The 22440-nt window shown below is 64.8% G+C and carries 14 protein-coding genes; 9 read left to right on the plus strand and 5 right to left on the minus strand.

From position 1 onward, the window contains the following. Positions 1-740 precede the first annotated feature (740 nt). The 4 genes from ACFOPH_RS13490 (at position 741) to moeA (ending at position 8363) form a co-directional block, all read left to right on the plus strand. A complete protein-coding gene (locus ACFOPH_RS13490; RefSeq protein ID WP_379735772.1) occupies positions 741-3923 on the plus strand; it encodes an Rne/Rng family ribonuclease in 3183 nt (1060 codons plus the stop codon). Positions 3924-4039: 116 nt separating this feature from the next. Continuing rightward, positions 4040-5380 (plus strand): chromate efflux transporter, encoded by a 1341-nt coding sequence (gene chrA, locus ACFOPH_RS13495; RefSeq protein ID WP_379735774.1) that lies wholly within the window; start codon positions 4040-4042, stop codon positions 5378-5380. Further along, on the plus strand, positions 5373-6482 hold the full coding sequence (gene moaA, locus ACFOPH_RS13500) for a GTP 3',8-cyclase MoaA (protein ID WP_312550442.1): 1110 nt from the start codon (positions 5373-5375) through the stop codon (positions 6480-6482). Before chrA ends, moaA begins: the two co-directional genes overlap by 8 nt. Positions 6483-6485: 3 nt before the next feature. Next, positions 6486-8363, plus strand: a complete 1878-nt coding sequence (gene moeA / locus ACFOPH_RS13505; RefSeq protein WP_379735776.1) for a molybdopterin molybdotransferase MoeA — start codon at positions 6486-6488, stop codon at positions 8361-8363. Positions 8364-8448: 85 nt separating this feature from the next. On the opposite strand, the gene ACFOPH_RS13510 is transcribed toward moeA, so the two are convergent. From ACFOPH_RS13510 to ACFOPH_RS13530, 5 genes are all read right to left on the minus strand, one after another. Continuing rightward, positions 8449-8988, minus strand: a complete 540-nt coding sequence (locus ACFOPH_RS13510) for an REP-associated tyrosine transposase (protein ID WP_379735778.1) — start codon at positions 8986-8988, stop codon at positions 8449-8451. A gap of 164 nt (positions 8989-9152) precedes the next feature. Beyond that, on the minus strand, positions 9153-10496 hold the full coding sequence (gene rmuC / locus ACFOPH_RS13515; protein ID WP_379735780.1) for a DNA recombination protein RmuC: 1344 nt from the start codon (positions 10494-10496) through the stop codon (positions 9153-9155). 1 nt (position 10497) lies between these two features. After that, on the minus strand, positions 10498-10887 hold the full coding sequence (locus ACFOPH_RS13520) for a group II truncated hemoglobin (RefSeq protein ID WP_379735782.1): 390 nt from the start codon (positions 10885-10887) through the stop codon (positions 10498-10500). A 57-nt stretch (positions 10888-10944) separates the two neighbouring features. Further along, positions 10945-13479: an ABC transporter permease gene (locus ACFOPH_RS13525; RefSeq protein ID WP_379735784.1), complete on the minus strand. Its 2535-nt coding sequence runs from the start codon at positions 13477-13479 to the stop codon at positions 10945-10947. Between the two features lie 13 nt (positions 13480-13492). Continuing rightward, positions 13493-14509, minus strand: a complete 1017-nt coding sequence (locus tag ACFOPH_RS13530) for an adenosine deaminase (RefSeq protein WP_379735786.1) — start codon at positions 14507-14509, stop codon at positions 13493-13495. 698 nt (positions 14510-15207) lie between these two features. Between ACFOPH_RS13530 and ACFOPH_RS13535 the strand changes: the two genes are divergently transcribed. The 5 genes from ACFOPH_RS13535 to ACFOPH_RS13555 all read left to right on the plus strand — a co-directional run bounded on the left by ACFOPH_RS13535 (position 15208) and on the right by ACFOPH_RS13555 (position 22404). Continuing rightward, entirely contained in the window at positions 15208-17130 is a 1923-nt protein-coding gene (locus ACFOPH_RS13535; protein WP_312550436.1) for a PrkA family serine protein kinase, read from the plus strand. A 234-nt stretch (positions 17131-17364) separates the two neighbouring features. Beyond that, positions 17365-18636, plus strand: a complete 1272-nt coding sequence (locus tag ACFOPH_RS13540; RefSeq protein ID WP_379735788.1) for a YeaH/YhbH family protein — start codon at positions 17365-17367, stop codon at positions 18634-18636. Positions 18637-18662: 26 nt separating this feature from the next. Beyond that, positions 18663-20186 carry a SpoVR family protein gene (locus ACFOPH_RS13545; protein WP_379735790.1) on the plus strand — a complete coding sequence of 508 codons (1524 nt, stop codon included), beginning with the start codon at positions 18663-18665 and terminating at the stop codon, positions 20184-20186. 538 nt (positions 20187-20724) lie between these two features. Next, on the plus strand, positions 20725-21387 hold the full coding sequence (locus tag ACFOPH_RS13550) for an energy transducer TonB (RefSeq protein ID WP_379737929.1): 663 nt from the start codon (positions 20725-20727) through the stop codon (positions 21385-21387). Positions 21388-21471: 84 nt separating this feature from the next. Beyond that, the gene (locus ACFOPH_RS13555) at positions 21472-22404 is read left to right on the plus strand and encodes a MotA/TolQ/ExbB proton channel family protein (RefSeq protein WP_312550432.1); all 933 of its coding nucleotides are present in this window, start codon (positions 21472-21474) and stop codon (positions 22402-22404) included. Positions 22405-22440 lie beyond the last annotated feature (36 nt).

Below are 22440 nucleotides of genomic sequence, written 5' to 3' on the forward strand. Positions count from 1 at the left end.
TTGAATATATAATCGACAGGCGGCGGTCAAACCTCTGCAGGTGTAAGAATTAAAACGATATTTTACACAGGGGCGCGTTCCATCGGCCCCGCTGGCATGCAAAATCGATGGAAAAAACGTGTACGCACATTTCTGCGTGGATCAGGGTTGCACCGCAGTTGCAATCGGGTCGCGCGCAGGAGTGCCGGATTGGATTGTTTGGAACTGTAAGGATAAGTACCGGCAAGCCTGCTCATGCGGGCTCGCCGGTTGATGGTGTCGATAACGCTTGTCGTTTCGCCCGACCCGATGTAAGCCTCACCCGAAGGCTTGAGAGTAAAGGCTGATTAACGAGGAAGGTCGAGAAACCGTAGCGAGCGCAGCAGGCATGTTGGCCGAGCCCCAGGGGATGACGGCCGGCGGGCCGACGCGCAACAGGTTGATCGACGCCTCCTTTCGCCGATAAGATCGAAGTCTTGGTTGCTGGCTGGCTACGGTTTGGCTGGTTGTTGCGCGCACCGCCTGGCTGACCCTTTGCGCCGCTCATGAAGCGGGCCGGGCACAGCTACAGTTGCGGCGTGCCCTCGGCATGACGATCGACACCATTCGCGCCCTGTGGCGGCAGCGTTGCCTTTTGCTTCGCCGGCCCCACACACCCGGGCATACCCCCCTCCAGCTCTCCCCTCCCGCGTACTTCCCTGTACTTTCGCCGCCCTGGCAAGGCGGCATGGAACGGCCCACGGGTCGCGGAGTCAATAAAAATGAAACGCATGTTGTTTAATGCTACGCAGCAAGAGGAGCTGCGCGTAGCGATCGTCGACGGCCAGAAACTGATCGACATCGATATCGAAACGGCCGGACGCGAACAGCGCAAGTCCAATATCTACAAGGGTGTCATCACCCGCATCGAACCCTCCCTCGAAGCTTGCTTCGTCAGCTACGGCGAAGACCGCCACGGCTTCCTCCCCTTCAAAGAAGTTGCCCGCTCCTATTTCCGCGATGGCGTCGACGTGCGCAACTGCACGATCAAGGAAGCCCTGCGCGAAGGCCAGGAAATCATGGTCCAGGTCGAAAAAGAGGAACGCGGCAACAAGGGCGCTGCCCTGACCTCGTTCATCTCGCTGGCCGGCCGCTACCTGGTCCTGATGCCGAACAACCCGCGCGGCGGCGGCGTGTCGCGCCGTGTCGAAGGCGAAGAGCGCCAGGAACTGCGCGAGACCATGGACAAGCTGGACCTGCCGCAAGGCATGTCGGTCATCGCCCGCACCGCCGGCATCGGCCGCACGGTCGAAGAGCTGCAGTGGGACTTGAATTACCTGATGCAACTGTGGCGCGCCATCGAAGGCGCCGGCAAATCGGCCGCCGGTCCTTTCCTGATCTACCAGGAAAGCTCGCTCGTCATCCGCGCCATCCGCGATTACTTCCAGCCTGACATCGGCGAAGTCCTGATCGACACCGACGAGATCTTCGACCAGGCCCAGCAGTTCATGTCGCACGTGATGCCTGACATGGCGCACCGCGTGAAGCGCTACAGCGACGACGTGCCGCTGTTCTCGCGTTTCCAGATCGAACACCAGATCGAGACCGCCTACGCGCGCACCGTGCCGCTGCCGTCGGGTGGCGCGATCGTCATCGACCACACCGAAGCCCTGGTTTCCATCGACGTCAACTCGGCGCGCGCCACGCGCGGCTCGGACATCGAGACCACCGCCTTCAACACCAACTGCGAAGCGGCCGACGAAGTGGCCCGCCAGCTGCGCCTGCGCGACCTGGGCGGCCTGATCGTGATCGACTTCATCGACATGGAAGTGGCCAAGAACCAGCGCGAAGTGGAAACGCGCCTGAAGGAAGCCCTGCACCACGACCGCGCCCGCGTTCAGATGGGCAAGATTTCCCGCTTCGGCCTGATGGAACTGTCGCGCCAGCGCCTGCGTCCTTCGCTGTCCGAAGGCTCCCACGTGACCTGCCCACGCTGCTCGGGCACCGGCCACATCCGCGATACCGAATCGTCCGCCCTGCAGGTGCTGCGCATCATCCAGGAAGAGGCGATGAAGGAAAACTCGGCCACCATCCACGTCCAGGTGCCGGTCGACGTTGCCGCCTTCCTGCTGAACGAGAAGCGTGGCGAAGTCATGAAGATCGAGGCGCGCCACCGCATCAGCGTGATCCTGGTGCCGAACAAGCATCTCGACACCCCGCACTACAAGCTCGAGCGCATCAAGCACGACGATCCGCGCCTGGAAGACGCCGCCGCCAGCTACAGCCTGGCCGAGACCGCCGAAACCGACATGGCCTACAGCAAGCGCCAGAAGGAAGAAGCCAAGCCGCGCCAGGAAGCCGTGGTCAAGAGCATCACCCCGGCCCAGCCGGCGCCGGTGGTCGACCGCAGCGAGCCGGTCAAGGCCGCCAAACCGGTCGAGCCGCCGGTCGTCGCCGTTCCGCAACCGACCGTCGCTCCGGCCCCGACCGGCTTCTTCGCCAAGCTGCGCAGCTTCTTCTTCGGCGCCCCCGAGCCGGTCGCACCGCCCCCGGCGCCGGTCGAGCCGCCGAAACCGGCAGCCCCCAGCCCGGCCGAGCGCGGCGAGCGCAATGGCCGCGGTCCGCGTGCTGCCCGTAACGGCCGCAACGGCAAGCCTGGCCGCGAGCGCGAAGAGCGCGACGTGACGGCCAAGGCCGGCGTCGACGAGAGCGCCAAGGCCGAGCGCGAAGAGAAGGCCCCGCGCCAGCCGCGTCCGCCGCGCGAGCCGCGTGCTCCGCGCGAACCGCGCGAGCAGGTCGAGACCGCCCAGGCCGCACCAGCCGGCCAGCGTCCGGAGCGTGCCGAGCGCGGTGAGCGCGCCGAACGTGGCGAGCGCGCCGAACGCACGCCGCGCCAGCCGCGCGAGCGTACCGAACGCGTCCAGCCGGTCGAAGCCAAGCTCGACGAAGTGAACGCGGTCGAGGCGATCCCGACCCCGGTCAGCGAACTGTCGACCACCACCCCGCACGGCGACCAGCTCGACCACGCGGTGAAGGCGGTGACCAGCCAGGGCCCGGTCGGCGATGACTTCGAGAACGAGGCCGGCGACGAGCCGCGCCGCCGCCGCCGCCGCGGTGGCCGCAACCGCAACCGCCGCGACCGCGACCAGGTCGAGGGCATGGAAGCGGGCGAGCACGGCGAACACGACGGCGCACCGGCCTTTACGCCGGTCGCCGACGAGGAAGCCGCCAAGGTGCAAGCCGAGAAGTCGGGCCGCAAGCCGCGCGCGCCGAAGCAAGACGCCAAGCTGGCGCCATGGCCCTTCCCGACCGCCGCGTCGGTCGCCGCCGCCCAGGCCAAGGCCGCCGCCAAAGCCGCGCCCGCTCCGGCAGCATCCGCTCCGGTGGCAGCCGCCGAGGCCGCGCCAGTGTCGGCAGTGAAGGCGCCGACCGCCGACGCCTGGTTCTTCCCGACCGCGGCATCGGTTGCCGCCAGCCAGGCCAAGCCGGCCGCGCCGGCCGCCGAAACCGTCGCCGCAGCACCTGCGACGCCTGCCCAGCCGGTACAAGCTGCCGAGCCGGTGCAAGCTGCCGAGCCGGTGCAAGCTGCCGAGCCGGTGCAGGCTGCCGTCCCGGCGCCTGCCGCCGAGCCGGTCGTGACCGCACCGGCCGAGCCGGTGCGAGCCGCTGCGCCAGCCCCGGCCCCGGCCCCGGTCCAGCCAGCACCAGCACCAGCACGAGCACCAGCGCCAGCGCCGGTAGCGGCCGCGCCAGTCCCGGCGGCAAGCACGCCGGCGCCCGCGGCCAACCTCGACGAGCTGCTCGGCAACGCCGGCCTGACCCTGGCCGCGACCGATCCTGAAAAGCTGCGCGCAGCCCAGGAAGCGGCCGCCAAGGCAGCCGCGCCGGTCCGCCTCGGCCGTGCCCGCAAGCCGGTCGCGCCGCCGGTCGAAGAGCCGCTGATCCAGGTCGACACCCGCCAGTGATAGCGCCTGCCGCTGTGAAAGCGAAATAACGCTGTCAAAAGCGGAACAAAAGAGGGAAGCCCGCGGGCTTCCCTCTTTTTTGTCCTTGACGCTCCTTATTGAAGCCCGTGCCCGCCATGAACGAGAGTGCCGCCCCCCGCCAGGTCAGCCGCCGCGAAGCCTTCCTGTACTGGCTCAAGCTCGGTTTCATCAGCTTCGGCGGCCCGGCCGGCCAGATCGCCCTGATGCATGCCGAGCTGGTCGAGCGCCGCCGCTGGATTTCCGAAGGCCGCTTCCTGCATGCGCTCAACTACTGCATGCTGCTGCCGGGACCGGAGGCGACCCAGCTGGCGGTCTACATCGGCTGGCTGCTGCATCGCACGCGCGGCGGCATCGTCGCCGGCGTCCTGTTCATCCTGCCTTCGCTGCTGCTCCTGATGGGCCTGGGCTGGATCTACCTGGCCTACGGCCACCTGCCGGTCCTGGCCGGCATCATGGACGGGATCAAGCCGGCGGTGGTGGCGATCGTGCTGGCGGCCGCCTGGCGCCTCGGCAGCCGCACCTTGCGCAACGCGATCCTGGTCGGTATCGCCGCGCTGGCCTTCGTCGCCATCGCATTCCTGCACATCCCCTTTCCGCTGATCGTGCTCGGCGCGGCCCTGGCCGGCGCGGCCGGCGTGCGCCTGAAGCCGGCGGCCTTCCTGGCGCCCGGTGCGGCGAACGCCCATGCCGGCGCGCAGCCCGGCAGCGCTTCTCCGGCCCTGATCGACGACGACACGCCGACGCCGGCGCACGCGCGCTTTTCCTGGGCGCGCCTGGCGCTGGTCGCCCTCGGCGGCGTCGCCCTGATGGCCGCCGCCTGGCTGGCGCTGGCCGCCTGGGGCGGCGCCAATGGCACCCTGGCGCAGATGGGCTGGTTCTTCAGCAAGGCCGCGCTGCTGACCTTCGGCGGCGCCTATGCCGTGCTGCCCTATGTGGTGCAGGGCGCGGTCGAACACTACGGCTGGCTCGACGCGACCCAGATGATCGACGGCCTGGCGCTGGGCGAGAGTACGCCGGGTCCCCTGATCATGATCGTGGCCTTCGTCGGCTTCGTCGGCGGCTGGACCCACGCCCTGCTCGGACCCGAGGCGCTGCCGCTGGCCGGCCTGCTCGGCGGCGCGGTCGCCGCGCTGTTTACCTTCCTGCCCTCGTTCATCTTCATCCTGGCCGGCGGCCCGCTGGTCGAGGCCACGCGCGGCGACCTGCGCCTGACTGCGCCGCTGACCGCCATTTCCGCGGCGGTGGTCGGCGTCATCGCCAGCCTTGCTGTATACTTCGGGCGCGAAGTGTTTTTCGCCGGCGGCGTCTTCCAACCCGCTGCCCTCGTCATCGGATTCCTCGCCGCGGTCGCGCTGCTGCGCTACCGGGTCGGCACCATCAAGCTGCTCGCCGCCTGTGCGCTCGCGGGCCTCGTGCTATCGTATTGGTATGGCTGAAAAAATCATCATGCTGAATGACCTGCGCAGTCCCGCGCTGGCCATTCCGGCAACCCCCGTTCCACCCAGCGGCCATCTCGTCGATGCGCTCGCGCGTCCCCTGCACGACCTGCGGATCTCGGTCACCGACCGCTGCAATTTCCGCTGCGTGTACTGCATGCCGAAGGAAGTGTTCGGCAAGGACTACCCCTACCTGCCGCATGGCGACCTGCTCTCGTTCGAGGAAATCACGCGCGTGGCGCGCATCTTCATCGCCCACGGCGTCGAGAAGATCCGCCTGACCGGCGGCGAGCCGCTGCTGCGCAAGAACCTCGAGCACCTGGTGGCAATGCTGCGCGCGCTGCCGACCGTCTCCGGCCGCCCGCTCGACCTGACGCTCACGACCAACGGCTCGATCCTGGCACGCAAGGCGCGCGCCCTGAAGGACGCCGGCCTGGACCGCGTCACGGTGTCGCTCGACGCGATGGACGACGCCGTCTTCAAGCGCATGAACGACGTCGACTTCGCAGTAAGCGACGTGCTGGCCGGGATCGAGGCGGCGCATGCCGCCGGCCTCGGCCCGATCAAGGTCAACATGGTGGTCAAGCGCGGCAGCAACGACGACCAGATCGTGCCGATGGCGCGCCACTTCAAAGGCTCCCCCGTCATCCTGCGCTTCATCGAGTACATGGACGTGGGCGCCTCGAACGGCTGGAACATGGATGAAGTCGTGCCGTCGAACGAGGTGGTGCAGCGCATCGGGGCCGAGATGCCGCTGGCGCCGCTCGACCCGAACTACACCGGCGAGACCGCGGCGCGCTGGCGCTACCTGGACGGCGGCGGCGAAATCGGCGTCATCTCCAGCGTCACCGGCGCCTTCTGCAAGGATTGCAGCCGCATGCGCCTGTCGACCGAGGGCAAGCTGTACACCTGCCTGTTCGCGACCCAGGGCCACGACCTGCGCGCCCTGCTGCGCGGCGGCCATGATGACCTGGCGATCGGCGGCGCCGTCGCGCGCCTGTGGCAGGGCCGCGCCGACCGCTATTCCGAGACCCGCACCATCAACACCACGGGCCTGGCGCGCGGCGCGCGCAAAGTCGAAATGTCCTATATCGGCGGTTAAACAATGACTAAGCAAGCATCGATCAGCGGACTGATCCTCGCGGGCGGACGCGGCTCGCGCATGGGCCACGTCGACAAGGGCCTGCAGCCCTTCCGCGGCAAGACCATGGTGGCGCACGTGCTCGAGCGCCTCGCGCCGCAGGTGGCCAGCCTGGCGATCAACGCCAACCAGAACCTCGCCACCTATGCCGAATTCGGCGTGCCGGTCTGGCCGGACGACCTGGCCGGTTTCGCCGGCCCGCTGGCCGGGCTGGAAACCGGCCTGCGCCGCTGCCAGACCACCTACCTGCTGACCGCCCCTTGCGATTCGCCCTTCGTCCCCACCGACCTAGCCGCACGCCTGCTGGCCGCGCTCGAGGAACAGGACGCCGATCTCGCCTTTGCCGCGACCCAGGAGCCGGGCCAGCGCGTGCAGCCGCACCCGGTGTTCTGCCTGGTGAAGGCGAACCTGCTGCCGATTCTCTCCAGTTACCTGCTTGATGGTGGCCGGCGCATGGACGGCTGGTACAAGGACCTGAAGTCCGTCGAGGTGCTGTTCGAGGACGCGGATGCCTTCCGCAACATCAATACGCTCGACGAACTGCGCAGCCTGGATACGGGCGCCGCGCCGCGCCTGCAGGACGTGACGAGCTGCCTGTCGGCCTACGATCCGGACGCGCTGCCGGTGCGTGACGCCCAGCGCATCATCCGCGAGTTCGTGCAGCCGGTGCGCGCCATCGAGCAGGTGGCGCTGCGCGCTGCCCTCGGCCGCGTGCTGGCGCGCGACATCGTCTCCCCGATCGACGTGCCGGCCCACGACAATTCGGCAATGGACGGCTACGCCCTGCGCGGCGCGGACATTCCACTTGACGGCGTGGCGCGCCTGGCGGTGATCGGCACCGTCTATGCCGGGCGGCCGACCGAGCTGGTGCCCGGCCCGGGCGAATGCGTGCGCATCATGACCGGCGGCGTCATGCCGACTGGCTGCGACAGCGTGGTGCCGCAGGAATTGCTGGTCGAGGACGGCGAGCGCGAGATCGTGCTGAAGGCGGGCACCATCCGCGCCGGCGACAACCGGCGCTTCAAAGGCGAAGACCTGAAGGCCGGCAGTCCGGCCCTCGCCGCCGGCAAGATCGTCCGCCCGGCCGACCTGGGCCTGATCGCCTCGCTCGGCATCGCCGAAGTGCCGGTGCAGCGCCGCCTGCGCGTGGCCTTCTTCTCGACCGGCGACGAGCTGCGCTCGATCGGCCAGGCGCTCGATGAGGGCAGCGTCTACGACAGCAACCGCTACACCATCTACGGCATGCTGCAGCGCCTGGGCTGCGACATCATCGACATGGGCATCGTGCGCGACGACCCGGCGGCGCTCGAAGAAGCGCTGCGCAGCGCCTGCGAGAACGCGGACGCGATCGTCACCTCCGGCGGCGTCTCGGTCGGCGCCGCCGACTACACCAAGCAGATCATGGCGCGCCTGGGCGACGTCACCTTCTGGAAGATCGGCATGCGCCCGGGCCGCCCGCTGGCCTTCGGCCGTATTAACTCGAACGGCCGCAGCGCCTTCCTGTTCGGCCTGCCGGGCAATCCGGTGGCGGTGATGGTCTCGTTCTACTTCTTCGCGCGCGCAGCCCTGCTGCGCATGATGGGCGCCGACGCGCCCCTGCCGCTGCTGCGCGCCCGCTCGCAGGGCGCGATCCGCAAGAAACCCGGCCGCACCGAATACCAGCGCGGCATCCTCACCCACGGCGACGACGGCGCGCCCCAGGTGCGCATCACCGGCTCGCAAGGCTCCGGCATCCTGCGCTCGATGTCGGAAGCGAACTGCATGGTGGTGCTGCACGACGAACAGGGCAGCGTCGCGGCGGGGGAGATGGTGGATGTGCTGATGTTCGAGGGCTTGATATAACGATAGCAGCGCCGGATCGTAGGGTGGGCGCCCCGTGCCAACGCGTGACGCATGCGGACCGCTGCCACGTCTGTGGCTTGCTGCTCTACTCGATCCACATCACTTCCATCTGCGGCGTCCCGCCCCAGTCCGCCGGATACACACCATTTTTTACGTACCGATGAAACGTCGAATACGGCCAATCCGCCGCACTCGCCACATGGCCATGCCGCACCGGGTTGAAATGGATGTAGTCCATATGGCGTTCGAAATCGCGATCATCGCGGATCTGGTGTTCATGAAAACGGCGTTGCCAGATCGATGCATCGCGGTGCTGGATACGCGACGGATTTCTGGCGCCGGTTGAAACCGTGGAGACCAAGGCAAATCTGGAGACCGAGCTCTTGATGATTGCCCAGCGGGTCGAATAGTCAGTATCGCCGTCGGGCAGGGTCCAGATGCAATGCAGGTGGTCGGGCATCAGCACCCAAGCATCGATCTCAAATGGCCGTGATTGACGGACGTCTTCGATAGCTCGGCGCAATGCCGAGCGAATCGGCGGCAAGCATAGGATCGGATTTCGCCGGAAGGACACCAACGTGAAAAAATAGGTGGAGCCAGTGCGAGAGCGGCGATAGCGGGACATAGTGGCACGCATTGTAGAGAACGCGTAGAGCCGTTTGTTAATGTACGTGGTGGTTGATGAGACGCGTCAAGGAAAAGCCTGCGCATCAATTCCAAAACAGGCCGCGTCAACGCAACATTCCGCGTGGGCACGGGGCGCCCACCCTACGATTGCGAGCACCGGGTCTATTCATCCCGCTCCATCCCATCCGGCCCCAGCATCAGTTGCGCCGCCTCGCTCGGCAGCGCCTCGACCGACTTGAGCTTGCGCGCCATCTGGCGGCTGCGCACTTCGGCGCTTTCGATGTTCTTCGCCGCCTTTTCCAGGGTCGCCTTGGTGGCGGCCAGGACGTCGCCGAACTTGGCGAATTCGGTCTTCACCGCGCCCAGCACCTGCCACACTTCGGAGGAACGCTTCTCCAGCGCCAGCGTGCGGAAGCCCATCTGCAGGCTGTTCAATAGCGCGGTCAGCGTCGACGGGCCGGCGATCGTCACCCGCAGCGTGCGCTGCAGGTCGTCGGCGACGCCGGGGCGGCGCATCACTTCGGCGTACAGGCCTTCGGTCGGCAGGAACAGGATCGCGAAGTCGGTCGTCTGCGGCGGCGACACGTATTTCTCGCAAATCGTCTTCGCTTCGGCGCGCACCGCGCGTTCCAGTTCGGCACCGAAGCGGGCTACACCTTCGGCGTCCGAACGTTCCTGGGCATCCAGCAAACGTTCGTACTGCTCCTTCGGGAACTTGGCGTCGATCGGCAGCCACAGCGGCGGGCCCCCGTCGACCACGCCCGGCAGCTTGATCGCGAACTCGACGCGGGCGTTCGAGCCGGCCACGGTCTCGACGTTCTTCGCGTACTGGTCCACCGTCAGCACCTGTTCGAGCAGCATCTCGAGCTGCACCTCGCCCCAGGTGCCGCGCGTCTTCACGTTGGTCAGCACGCGCTTGAGGTCGCCCACGCCGATCGCCAGCTGCTGCATCTCGCCCAGGCCCTGGTGCACCTTCTCCAGGCGTTCGGACACATGGCGGAACGATTCGGTCAGGCGTGTTTCCAGCGTCGTGTGCAGCTTTTCGTCGACGGTCTGGCGCATCTCTTCCAGGCGCTTGGCGTTGTCGACCTGCAGGTCGCGGATCTTGGTCTCGAGCGTGGCGCGCACCTCCAGCATGCGCTGGGCGTTCGATTCGGTGAGGTTTGCCAGGGTCTGCTGCAGGGTGTCGGCGAAGCGCTTCAGAGCGCGCGCCTGTTCCTCGCGCCCGCCGGCGGCGTGCAGCTGCATCTGCTGGCGCATGCTGTCCAGTTGCTGGACGGTGGCCCCCTGGTGCAGGGCCATGTGGGCGGCGAGTTCCTGGCGCGTGGCCTGGGCGCTGTGCTGCAGTTCCAGCCGCAGTTCGCGCTCGACGCGTTCGAACTGCTGGCCGTTGCCGTCGCCGCTGCCGTTACCACCGAGGCCGCGGCCGCGCAGCAGCACCAGGACCTGCAGCGCGATCACGACAAGCAGCGCGATCGCGATCACCGCGAATTGGAGGGTGCTCATCTCAGTCGGCCTTGTTGCGCATCCAGTCGGCGGTCTGGTAGAAGGATTGCATCAGCCGCAGGCGCAGGTCGTCGTCCATGCCGATGTCTTCCATGGCCCAGGCCATCGCGCGCAGCCACTGGTCACGCTCTTTGGTGCCGATCGCGAACGGCAGGTGGCGCGCACGCAGGCGCGGGTGGCCGTAGCGTTCGATGAACAGGTCGGGCCCGCCCATCCAGCCGGACAGGAACATAAAGAGCTTCTCGCGCGAGCTGTCGTTCGGCTTGGGATGCATCGCGTGGATGCCGGCGAATTCCGGCTCCAGTTCCATCAGGTCGTAGAAGCGGTCGACCAGTTCGCGCAGGCGGCTTTCGCCGCCGATGATTTCGTACAGGGTTTGGTTCTCGGACATCCCGTCATCATAACGTAGCGTGGGCACTTCGTGCCCACGCGTGAACGATGAATATGGTCAGCCCGCCTCGCGCAGCGTCTGCAGCGGCGGCTGGCGCAGCACGCTGCGCAGGCCGAACCAGCCGCCCACCAGCGCGCAGGCCACGCCGGCCGTGATGCCGGCCATCCAGACGCCCGGCTCGAAGGTCCAGGGGAACTTGAACTGGTACTCCGCCAGCGCCCAGCCGAGCGCCGCCGCGCCGCTCGCGGCCAGCAAACCGGCCAGTCCCCCGACCAGCATGAACTCGATGCGCTGGGCTTGCGCCAGCTGCTTGCGGGTGGCGCCCAGCGCGCGCAGCAGGCCGGCCTCGCGGGTGCGCTCGGCCTGCGATCCCATCAGGGCCGCGTACAGCACCAGCACGCCCGAGGCGAGCGTGAACAGGAACAGGAACTCGACCGCCACCACGACCTGGTCGACCACTTCCTGCACTTGGCGGATGATGCCGCTGACGTCGATCACGGTCAGGTTCGGATAGGCGCGCGAGAGCTGGCTGGCCAGGTTGGCGCCGCGCTCGGGCAGGTGGAAGGCGGTCATGTAGGTTGCCGGCGCATTCGCCATCGCCTGCGGGTTGATGATGACGAAGAAGTTGGCGCGCATCGAACCCCACTCCACCTTGCGCAGGCTGGTGACCTTGGCGTCCACCGCCAGGCCCGCCATGTCGAAGCGCATCACGTCGCCGAGCTTCAGGCCGAGCGTGCGGGCGATGCCCTGCTCGACCGAGGCTTCGGCCACGCCCGGCGCATCAAGGTACCACTTGCCGGCGACGATCTCGTTTTCCGCCGGCGGCTCGGCCATCGTCGACAGGTTGAATTCGCGGTTGGCCAGGCGGCGCGCGTCGTCGCTGGCATAGGTGTCGGCGGTCACCGGCTTGCCGTTGACGGCGGTCAGGCGGCCGCGGATCATCGGATAGAGCACCGGCGCCTGCACGCCGGCCTGGCGCAGCCGGTCTTCGACGCCCTGCTTCTGGTCGGGCAGCACGTTGATGATGAAGCGGTTCGGCGCATTCTCGGGCGTTGCGCGCTCCCAGGCAGCGACCAGGTCGCCGCGCACCACGGTCAGCAGCAGCAGCGCCATCAGGCCCAGCGCCAGCGACACCACCTGCACCACGGTGGCGCCGGGACGGCGCTGCAGCGAGGTGACCGCGAAGCGCCAGCCCTGGTGGGCAAAGGCGCCGCGCAGGCGGCGCAGCAGGCGCAGGCCGAGCCAGGCGACCAGCGCGAACACGGCGAAGCCGCCCAGGAAGCCGCCGGCGGTGGTCAAGGCCAGCTTGGGGTCGCCCGCCTGCCACAGCAGCAGCGCGACGAAGACGCCGGTGCCGAGGCCATAGGTGGCCAGCGCCATCGGCTGGGGCGCGGCCTGCTCGCGCCGGATCACGCGGTTGTGCGGGACGTTACGCAGTTGCAGCACCGGCGGCAGCGCGAAGCCGACCAGCAGCAGCATGCCGGTGGCGATGCCCTGCAGCGCCGGCAGCGGAGAAACAGGCGGCAGGTCGGCCGGCAGCAGGGTGCCGATCAATTCGAGCAGGACGAAGTGGGCGCCGAAACCGACCAGCACCCCGAGCAGGCTGCCGGCCAGGCCGACCAGCGCGAACTCGATCAGGTACATGGCGCCGACCTGGTTCTGGGTCATGCCCAGGCAGCGCAGCATGGCGCAGGCGTCGAGGTGGCGCTGCATGAAGCGGCGCGCCGCCATCGCCACGGCGACCGCCGCCAGCATCGCCGACAGCAGGCCGACCAGGGACAGGAAGCGGTCGGCGCGGTCCAGGGTGGCGCGCATCTCGGGGCGGCCGTTTTCCAGCGACTCGAGGCGCACGCCCTTGACGTTGTCGCGCTCGATGCGCTCGCGCAGCCAGCCGTCGAAGTCTTTCACGCGCGCGAAGTCGTTCTTCGAGGGCGCCGCCACCTGCACGCGGTAGGTCACGCGCGCGAAGTTGTCGACCAGGCCGGTCGATTCCAGGTCGGCGGCGTTGAGCAGCACGCGCGGCGCGAAGTTGGCGAACGAGGCGCCGCGGTCCGGCTCGGCCGCGACCAGTTGGGCGATCGTGAAGCGGCGGTCGCCCAGCTGCAGGGTCCCGCCGACCTTGACGCCGATCGCCGGCAGCAGGTTGGCATCGACCCAGACCGTGCCGGGCGTGGGGATCGCCTGCGTCTTCGTGCCCAGTGCCTGGCTCGCATCCTCGGGATCGGTCGTGATGCGCAGTTCGCCGCGCAGCGGGTAGCCGGCGGAGACCGCCTTGATCGACGCCAGCTGGGCCTGCGAATCCTCGCCCTCCCCGCCTTGCGCCATGCTGGGGAAGGTGACCGTGTCGGCCAGCAGCAGCCCGCGCCGCTGGGCTTCCGCGCGCCAGGCGGCGGCGACCGGCTGGTCGGCATTGATGACCAGGTCGGCGCCGAGCAGCTGGTTGGCGTCGCGGTTCAGGCCGGCGCGCATGCGGTCGATGAAGAAGCCGACCGAGGAGAGCGCGGAGACGGCAACGATCAGCGCCACCAGCAGGAAGCGCAGTTCGCCCGCGCGCCAGTCGCGCGCGGTCATGCGGAGGGACTGGATCAGCACGGACGTCTCCCGGTCAGGCAGCGTGCGCGCTGGCGAAGAAGCGGTCGACCTCGGCCAGGAAGGCGCGCTTCTGTTCCGGTTCGAGGAAGGCGGCGGCGAAACTGTTGCGCGCCAGCTGGCGCGCATGCGATTCGTCCAGCGGCAAGGCCTCGAAGGCGGCGACGAAATTGTCGTTCATGTAGCCGCCGAAATAGGCCGGGTCGTCCGAGTTGACGGTGACGGCCAGTCCCTTGTCGAGCAGGGTGCGCAGGTTGTGCGAGCCCATGACGTCGAACACGCGCAGCTTGATGTTCGACAGCGGGCACACGGTCAGCGCCATCTGCTCGCGCACCAGGCGCTCGACCAGCTCCGGGCTCTCCAGGCAGCGCACGCCGTGGTCGATGCGTTCGACATTGAGGATGTCGAGCGCGCTGTCGATGTAGGCCGGCGGCCCCTCCTCGCCCGCATGCGCCACGAGGCGCAGGCCGAGCTGGCGCGCACGCTCGAACACGCGCGCGAATTTTTCCGGCGGGTGGCCGAGCTCGGAGGAATCGAGACCGACGCCGATGAACTTGTCGCGGTAAGGGAGCGCCTCCTCCAGCGTGGCGATGGCTTCTTCTTCCGACAGGTGGCGCAGGAAGCACATGATCAGCGAAGCGCTGATCGGCCCGTCCTGGCAGGCGCGCCAGATGCCGTTGACGACGGTCTCGAAAGGCACGCCGCGCGCGGTGTGGGTCTGGGGATCGAAGAAGATCTCGGCATGCCGGACATTGTCGTCCGCGGCTTTGCGCAAGTAGGCCGCGGTCATGTCGTAGAAATCCTGCTCGGTCAGCAGTACGCTGGCGCCCGCGTAATAGATATCGAGAAAGGACTGCAAGTCGGTAAAAGCGTAGGCCTGACGCAACGCCTCGACCGAGGGATAGGCCAGCGACACCCCATTCCTTTGCGCCAGCGCAAAGATCAGCTCGGGTTCCAGCGAACCTTCGATGTGGATGTGCAATTCTGCTTTCGGCATCTGTTGAATCGTATGGCGCAGCTGCTCGGTCAGCATGTTTTTCTCTCCGGCTGGAAGTCGATGGATGGGGCTAGACCGTGCAGTGTACCGCATGCCGTCGGACCTCGTTTCATTGGAGGAGAAGGCGCAGGCGATCGGCGAATCGGTATGCGAATCGCGTGCGCCACCAGCAGCGCATATCGTGCACTATCGATTCAGGGCTTTGCCAACCCAGCAGTAAAGATAAAGAAAAACGGCGTATTCTGGCTCCCGGGCCGCGCCATGTTCGACGTGTTCCGGCGCACCTGCGCCCTACCGTCAATTGGCAATTTTTAACCAAAAATCAACGACTTAGCAGTAACGCGACAGTACATACGAACTGCTTTGACTTCGAGAACCAATAGGCACATAATAAATTTCAGAAATACAAGAAGACCCTCCGATTACCATGGAAATTCCGGCCACGAGCCTGGGAACTTCGGCCACGAGCCGTAGAGCGCCTAACAAAATCTTCAGGGCAAGGCGCAGCGTCGAAGACAGTACGCGTGTACGGCGAGACGATGCAACGCAGCCATGGAGATTTTGTTAGGCGCTCTTAGAACAAGAATGACCCGCCTGAATCGCCGCCACCGCGGCGCTACCAGGGCGACCCGCCAATAAAGGAAGTACGCCAAGAAAAAAACGGGGCCTGGGCAGCCGACATCGCTCGGACTGTCGTGACAGTGATCGTTGTTAGCAAACTAAAGGACATGCACATGACCATTTTTGACAACTACGCAGCCCGTTATGAGCGTACCCGCGAAGAAGAATATTCCCTCTCCGAGTACCTTGCCCTGTGCAAGAAGGATCCGCTGACCTACGCCAGCGCGCCGGAACGCATGCTCGCTGCCATCGGGGAACCCACGCTCGTCGATACCCGCCTCGACCCACGGCTGTCGCGCATCTTCGCCAACAAGGTCATCAAAATCTATCCCGCGTTCAAGGAGTTCTACGGGATGGAGGAAGTCATCGAACAGGTGGTCTCCTACTTCCGCCATGCCGCGCAAGGGCTGGAGGAACGCAAGCAGATCCTGTATCTGCTGGGACCTGTCGGCGGCGGCAAGTCCTCGATTGCCGAAAAGCTCAAGCACCTGATGGAACAGGTGCCCTTCTACGCGATCAAGGGTTCGCCCGTGAACGAGTCGCCGCTGGGCCTGTTCAACGAAGAGGAAGACGGCGTCATCCTCGAGGAGGACTACGGCATTCCACGCCGCTACCTGCGCGCCATCCCGAGCCCGTGGGCGGTCAAGCGCCTGCACGAGTTCGGCGGCGACATCAACAAGTTCCGCGTGGTCAAGCGCTACCCCTCGGTCCTCAAGCAGATCGCCATCTCGAAGACCGAGCCGGGCGACGAGAACAACCAGGACATTTCCTCGCTGGTCGGCAAAGTCGACATCCGCAAGCTCGAAGACTATTCCCAGGACGATCCGGACGCCTACAGCTATTCCGGCGGCCTGTGCCTGGCGAACCAGGGCCTGATGGAATTCGTCGAGATGTTCAAGGCGCCGATCAAGGTGCTGCACCCGCTGCTGACCGCCACCCAGGAAGGCAACTACAAGGGTACCGAAGGCTTCGGCGCGATTCCCTTCGAGGGCATCATCCTGGCGCACTCGAACGAATCGGAGTGGAAGAGCTTCCGCAACAACCGCAACAACGAGGCTTTCCTTGACCGCATTTATATCGTCAAGGTGCCCTACTGCCTGCGCGTGTCCGACGAGATTAAGATCTACGACAAGCTGATTCGCAATTCCTCGCTCGAAAGGGCGCCCTGCGCACCGGGCACCCTGCGCATGATGGCGCAGTTCGCGATCCTGTCGCGCCTGAAAGATCCGGAAAACTCGAGCATCTTCTCGAAGATGCTGGTCTACGACGGCGAAAATTTGAAGGACACCGATCCGAAGGCCAAGTCGCTGCACGAATACGTCGACTACGCCGGCGTGGACGAAGGCATGAACGGATTGTCGACCCGCTTCGCTTTCAAGATCCTGTCGAAGGTCTTCAACTTCGACAACACCGAAGTGGCGGCCAACCCGGTGCACCTGCTCTACGTGCTCGAACAGCAGATCGAGCGCGAGCAGTTCCCGCCAGAACTCGAGCAGCGCTACCACTCCTATATCAAGGAGCACCTGGCGCAGCGCTATGTCGACTTCATCGGCAAGGAAATCCAGACCGCCTACCTGGAAAGCTATTCCGAGTATGGCCAGAACATCTTCGACCGCTACGTGACCTTCGCCGACTTCTGGATCCAGGACCAGGAGTTCCGCGACCCGGACACCGGCGAGAGCTTCGACCGCGAAGCGCTGAACGCCGAGCTGGAGAAGATCGAGAAGCCGGCCGGCATCTCGAATCCGAAGGATTTCCGCAACGAGATCGTCAACTTCGGCCTGCGCGCCCGCGCCACCAACGGCGGCAAGAACCCGGCGTGGACCAGCTACGAGAAGTTCCGCACCGTCATCGAGAAGAAAATGTTCTCGAACACCGAGGAACTTCTGCCCGTTATTTCGTTCAACGCCAAGGCCAGTGCCGAGGACGCGACCAAGCACGCCGACTTCGTTGCGCGCATGGTCGAAAAAGGCTACACGGCCAAACAGGTACGCCTGCTGTGCGAATGGTATCTGCGCGTGAGGAAATCCTCGTAAGCAAGGCCATTGAGCCAGGCCGGGTTGCGCGGGACGGCAGGACCGCGCGCCTCCACCGGCCGCCTCGGTGCTGGCGGGAACCGTCAGGCGCTGCCGGGAAGCATGCAAGGTCCGGTTCCGCGCATTTTTGGCGACCCTGCCAGCCGTGCGCGCCCCGCGTGCGCACGGGGAGGATTAAGATAGGGGGACCGGGGCAGCATCCGGTCCGCCGCGAATTTGAGCAGGAGGCATGTTTTGACTTACCTCATCGACCGACGCTTGCAGGGCAAGAACAAGTCCGCGGTCAACCGCGAACGCTTCCTGCGCCGCTACAAGGCGCAAATCAAGGATGCGGTCGGCCGCGCGATCAAGGGCCGCTCGATCACCGACATCGAGAACGGCGAAAAGGTATCGATCCCGGTCAAGGACGTCAACGAACCCCACTTCGGCCACGCCCATGGCGGCGTGTGGGAAACCGTCAACCCCGGGAATACCGAATACCAGAAAGGCGACCAGTTCAACCGCCCGCGCAGTGGCGGCGGCGGCTCCGGACGCGGTCGTTCCGGCAACAGCGAACAGACGGTCGAGGACGACTTCATCTTCGAGCTGTCGCGTGAAGAGTTCATGAACTACTTCTTCGAAGATCTTGAACTCCCGAACATGGTCAAGACCCAACTGACCCAGACCATCGACTTCAAGACCCAGCGGGCCGGCTACAACGTCTCGGGCACACCCTCGAACATCCACGTGCTGCGCTCGCTGCGCGGCGCGCTCGGCCGACGCATTGCCGTCGGCGGACCGAGCCGGCGCCAGCTCGCGCTCGCCGAACAGGAATTGCAGGAACTGCAGGAACAGGAAGTGCCGGAGAGCGACCCGCGCGTCGTCGAACTGCGGCGCAAGATCCACCATTACCATACGCGCATCAACGCGATTCCCTTCATCGATCCGTTCGACCTGCGCTACAGCAACCGCATCAAGGTGCCGAAGCCCAGCACCCAGGCGGTGATGTTCTGCATCATGGACGTTTCCGGCTCGATGGACGAAACGCGCAAGGACACGGCCAAGCGCTTCTTCATCCTGCTCTACCTGTTCCTGAAACGTGTGTACGAACACATCGATGTCGTCTTCATCCGCCACCACACGGCCGCGGCCGAAGTCGACGAGGAAGAATTCTTCCACTCGCGCGAATCGGGCGGCACCGTGGTGTCCTCGGCCCTGCACCTGCTGCAAAAGGTCATCGGCGAGCGCTACGCCAGCTCCGACTGGAACACCTACGTGGCCCAGGCCTCGGACGGCGACAACTGGGACAACGATTCCGTGCTGTGCAAGCAGTTGCTGACCAACGGCATCATGCCGAAGGTCCAGTATTACACCTATGTCGAAATCACCGACGGACCGCCACAGAACCTGTGGGAGCAATACACCGAAGTCGCCTCGCACCACAGTAACTTCGCGATGCAGAAAATCGTGACGCCGGCCGACATCTATCCGGTCTTCCGCGAGCTGTTCAAGAAACAGCCGAAGTAAGCCCTACTATATATAGAGGGACGCATATGCCAGACGATCGTACCAATCCCCGCGCCCTGCCCGAACAGTCGGAGTGGACCTTCGACCTGATCGAACAGGCGCACGAAGAAATCCGCCGGGTCGCCCGCCAGTTCGGTCTCGACACCTACCCCAACCAGCTCGAAATCATCACCGCCGAGCAGATGATGGACGCCTACACCTCGGTCGGCATGCCGGTGTCCTATAACCACTGGTCGTTCGGCAAGCATTTCCTGACGACGGAAAAGAGCTACAAGCGCGGCCAGATGGGCCTGGCCTACGAAATCGTCATCAATTCGAATCCCTGCATCGCCTACCTGATGGAGGAAAACAGCCTGACGATGCAGGCACTGGTCATCGCCCACGCGGCCTATGGCCACAACTCTTTCTTTAAAGGCAATTACCTGTTCCGCACCTGGACCGACGCCGAAGCCATCGTCGACTACATGGTGTTTGCCAAGAACTATATTGCCGAATGCGAGCAGCGCTACGGCATCGATGCGGTCGAGGAATTGCTCGACTCCTGCCACGCGATCCAGAACTATGGCGTGGACCGCTACAAGCGGCCGGCGAAACTGTCGGTGGCCCAGGAGGCGGCGCGCCAGAAAGAGCGCGAAGAGTATGCGCAGTCGCAGGTGAATGCCCTGTGGCGTACCGTGCCGCGGCGCGAAGAGCAGGAGCGCGATGCGCCGCCGCCGCGCTTTCCGCTCGAGCCCGAGGAAAACCTGCTGTACTTTATAGAGAAGTATGCGCCGCTGCTCGAACCCTGGCAGCGCGAACTGGTGCGCATCACCCGCAAGATCTCGCAATACTTCTACCCGCAGCGGCAAACCCAGGTCATGAACGAAGGCTGGGCCACCTTCTGGCACTACACGATCCTGCAGCAACTATATAAAGAGGGGATCGTCGGCGACGGCTTCATGCTCGAGTTCCTGCAAAGCCATACCAACGTCGTGTTCCAGCCGGCGGCGACCAGCCCTTATTACTCCGGCATCAATCCGTATGCCCTCGGATTCGCGATGATGAGTGACATCCGCCGCATCTGCGAGAAACCGACCGAGGAAGACCGCGCCTGGTTCCCCGACATTGCCGGCAGTGACTGGATCAAGACGCTAGACTTCGCAATGCGCAACTTCAAGGACGAAAGCTTCATCGCCCAGTACCTGTCGCCCAAGCTGATCCGCGACTTCCACTTCTTCGCCGTACTCGACGACGACCGCAGCGACAAGCTGACGATTTCCGCGATCCACGACGAGGCCGGCTACCGTTACGTGCGCCAGCAGCTTGCCGAGCAATACAATATCGGCAACCGCGAACCCAACATCCAGGTCTGGCAGGTCAATACGCGCGACGACCGCGCCCTGACCCTGCGCCATACCCAGTTCCAGCGCCGCCCGCTCAATGGCCAGGCGCAGGAAGTGCTCAAGCACGTCGCCCGCCTGTGGGGCTTCGACGTACGTCTTGAGACCATGGATACGAGCGGCCACGTGGTCAGCTTCCTGGAATGCCGGCGCGAAAAGCGCAATCGTTAATAAGCGCAGCCGGTAAATTGCTTACGGGCACGAAATGCTGTCTAGACGTGTCCGTAAGCAAGCTCTTCACTGAGCCATATCAAGAAATCGTCTTCCTATCACCCGGGCTCATACGCATGCCCCGTGTCCCCTCCGGCTGTGTTATCTACCGCACGCCTCCATTCCCCGAAACTGGCTATAGTTTGCGAAAAGCTCAGCATTGCACTATATGATATTTGCCAAGTGGCAAATTCGGCGTGCAAAATTTGGTAAACGCGTGGGTCTTTCCAGATGTTCTACAGTAGGGCAAGTACTTAGCTGCAATCTTGTAATTTTTACTCGCTTTTAGGTGCGCTTTTTTGCACAACAGGAGTGCGTTCGGATGAGCTGTATTGCTTGGATTTACAGGCAGTTACGAGCGTTTGAGGGCCCTAAAAATACCTGTGCAAAAAAGAATTCGTAGGTATAATTCGCCGATGTCCCGGATGCGGCCTTGTCTTTTCGTCGTGTTTTGTGGGTTTAGTAGCAACAAAAAGAGTTGGTATTGGAGAAAGCAGGCATGAATTTTTCACATGAGAAGGAACCGGGGAAGAATCTCACTGGTATCACCATTGTGGTCCTGTTGCACGTCCTGGTCGCCTGGGGGATCATCAATGGTCTCGGTACGAAGGTGATCACGAAGGTACAGGAAGCAGTGGAAACCAAGCTGATCGAGGAGGTGAAGCCGCCGCCACCACCGGAAACCCCGCCGCCGCCGCCGCCGCCGGAAATGAAGGCACCGCCGCCGCCGTTCATCCCGCCGGTCGAGGTACAGGTACAGCAACCGCCGCCGCCGCAGAACACGATTGCAGCCGCGACGAACACGCCGCCGCCGACGACGAGCCTGGCGCCTCCGGCTCCACCTGCCCCGCCGGCACCACCGGCACCGGCAGCAGGCCCGGTCAGCACCCCGGCAGTCGCGGACTTCAGCAGCTGCGCCAAACCGGAATATCCGAAATCGGCAGCACGTAACGAAGAAGAAGGTACGACCACGCTTTCGTTCCTGATCGGCGTCGACGGCCGCGCAATCGACTCCAAGATCACGAAGTCGAGTGGTTCGCGTGATCTGGACAGGGCAGCTCAGGCAGCCATCGGCAAGTGCCGCTTCAAGCCGGCCGTCGTCAATGGTCAGCCTCAGCAGTCATGGGCTCCAGTTCAGTACGTCTGGTCGCTGGACCAATAAACCGAGACAGAGCACCGTCTCACATTATGATTTTCGTTGTCGTTTAGATCAGCGAACTGTCTATTTTATATTTCTGGAGGAAGCATGTTTAAGAATACCCGTTTGTCCGCTGTTCTGGCGGCTGTCCTGTTCTCGGTTACGGCGGCATCGGCCCTGGTGTCGGCACCGGCCTTCGCCGACGCTCCGGCAGCAGGCGCAGAAGCTCCGGCGGCAACCGCTCCGGCCGACGCAGCAGCCGCTCCGGCAGCTGACGCAGCCGCTGCTCCGGCAGGCGACGCCGCTCCGGCCGCCGCCGCTGGCGACAAGGAAGAAGTCCACAACCCGTACGGCTTCCAGGCCATGTGGGAAGAAGGCGACTTCGTCAACAAGGGCACCATCATCATCCTGTCGCTGATGTCGATGGGTTCGTGGTACATCATCATCACCAAGCTGATCGACCAGTCGAAGATCATGCGCCAGTCGAAGGAAACTTCGCAGAAGTTCTGGAAAGCCAACTCGATCGCAGCCGGCTCGGCCCAGCTGAAAGAAGGTTCGCCGTTCCGCTTCATCGCTGAAACCGGCACCAAGGCAACCCAGCACCACGACGGCGCCCTGCTCGAGCAGATCGACCTGTCGACCTGGGTGACCATGCAGATCCAGCGCGCCGTGGACCGCGTCCAGTCGCGCCTGCAAGATGGCCTGTCGTTCCTGGCAACCGTTGGTTCGACCTCGCCGTTCATCGGTCTGTTCGGTACCGTCTGGGGCATCTACAACGCACTGACCAACATCGGTATGTCGGGTAACGCTTCGATCGACAAGGTTGCAGGTCCGGTGGGTGAAGCACTGATCATGACCGCCTTCGGTCTGTTCGTTGCAGTTCCGGCCGTTCTGGGCTACAACTGGCTGGTCCGTCGTAACAAGACCGCAATGGAAGACATCCGTTCGTTCAGCGCCGACGTGCACTCGGTCCTGGTATCGGGCGCCATGTCGACCTCGGAAGCCGCTCGCGCTGCTTCGTCGGCCAAGAAGATCGGCTAATTCAGGCTGTCTTCACAAAGACTAGATTGGATAAAT

The sequence above is a fragment of the Massilia haematophila genome (genome assembly GCF_042647645.1).
GTDB classification, from domain to species: domain Bacteria; phylum Pseudomonadota; class Gammaproteobacteria; order Burkholderiales; family Burkholderiaceae_D; genus Telluria; species Telluria haematophila.

What these genes read in the sequence shown, in the direction of transcription:
- rmuC (WP_379735780.1), bottom strand. Translation starts at nt 10,496, where the DNA reads ATGAGCACCCTCCAATTCGCGGTGATCGCGATCGCGCTGCTTGTCGTG.
- chrA (WP_379735774.1), top strand. Translation starts at nt 4,040, where the DNA reads ATGAACGAGAGTGCCGCCCCCCGCCAGGTCAGCCGCCGCGAAGCCTTC.
- ACFOPH_RS13535 (WP_312550436.1), top strand. Translation starts at nt 15,208, where the DNA reads ATGACCATTTTTGACAACTACGCAGCCCGTTATGAGCGTACCCGCGAA.
- ACFOPH_RS13550 (WP_379737929.1), top strand. Translation starts at nt 20,725, where the DNA reads ATGAATTTTTCACATGAGAAGGAACCGGGGAAGAATCTCACTGGTATC.
- ACFOPH_RS13490 (WP_379735772.1), top strand. Translation starts at nt 741, where the DNA reads ATGAAACGCATGTTGTTTAATGCTACGCAGCAAGAGGAGCTGCGCGTA.
- ACFOPH_RS13555 (WP_312550432.1), top strand. Translation starts at nt 21,472, where the DNA reads ATGTTTAAGAATACCCGTTTGTCCGCTGTTCTGGCGGCTGTCCTGTTC.
- moaA (WP_312550442.1), top strand. Translation starts at nt 5,373, where the DNA reads ATGGCTGAAAAAATCATCATGCTGAATGACCTGCGCAGTCCCGCGCTG.
- ACFOPH_RS13510 (WP_379735778.1), bottom strand. Translation starts at nt 8,988, where the DNA reads ATGTCCCGCTATCGCCGCTCTCGCACTGGCTCCACCTATTTTTTCACG.
- ACFOPH_RS13520 (WP_379735782.1), bottom strand. Translation starts at nt 10,887, where the DNA reads ATGTCCGAGAACCAAACCCTGTACGAAATCATCGGCGGCGAAAGCCGC.
- ACFOPH_RS13545 (WP_379735790.1), top strand. Translation starts at nt 18,663, where the DNA reads ATGCCAGACGATCGTACCAATCCCCGCGCCCTGCCCGAACAGTCGGAG.
- ACFOPH_RS13530 (WP_379735786.1), bottom strand. Translation starts at nt 14,509, where the DNA reads ATGCTGACCGAGCAGCTGCGCCATACGATTCAACAGATGCCGAAAGCA.
- moeA (WP_379735776.1), top strand. Translation starts at nt 6,486, where the DNA reads ATGACTAAGCAAGCATCGATCAGCGGACTGATCCTCGCGGGCGGACGC.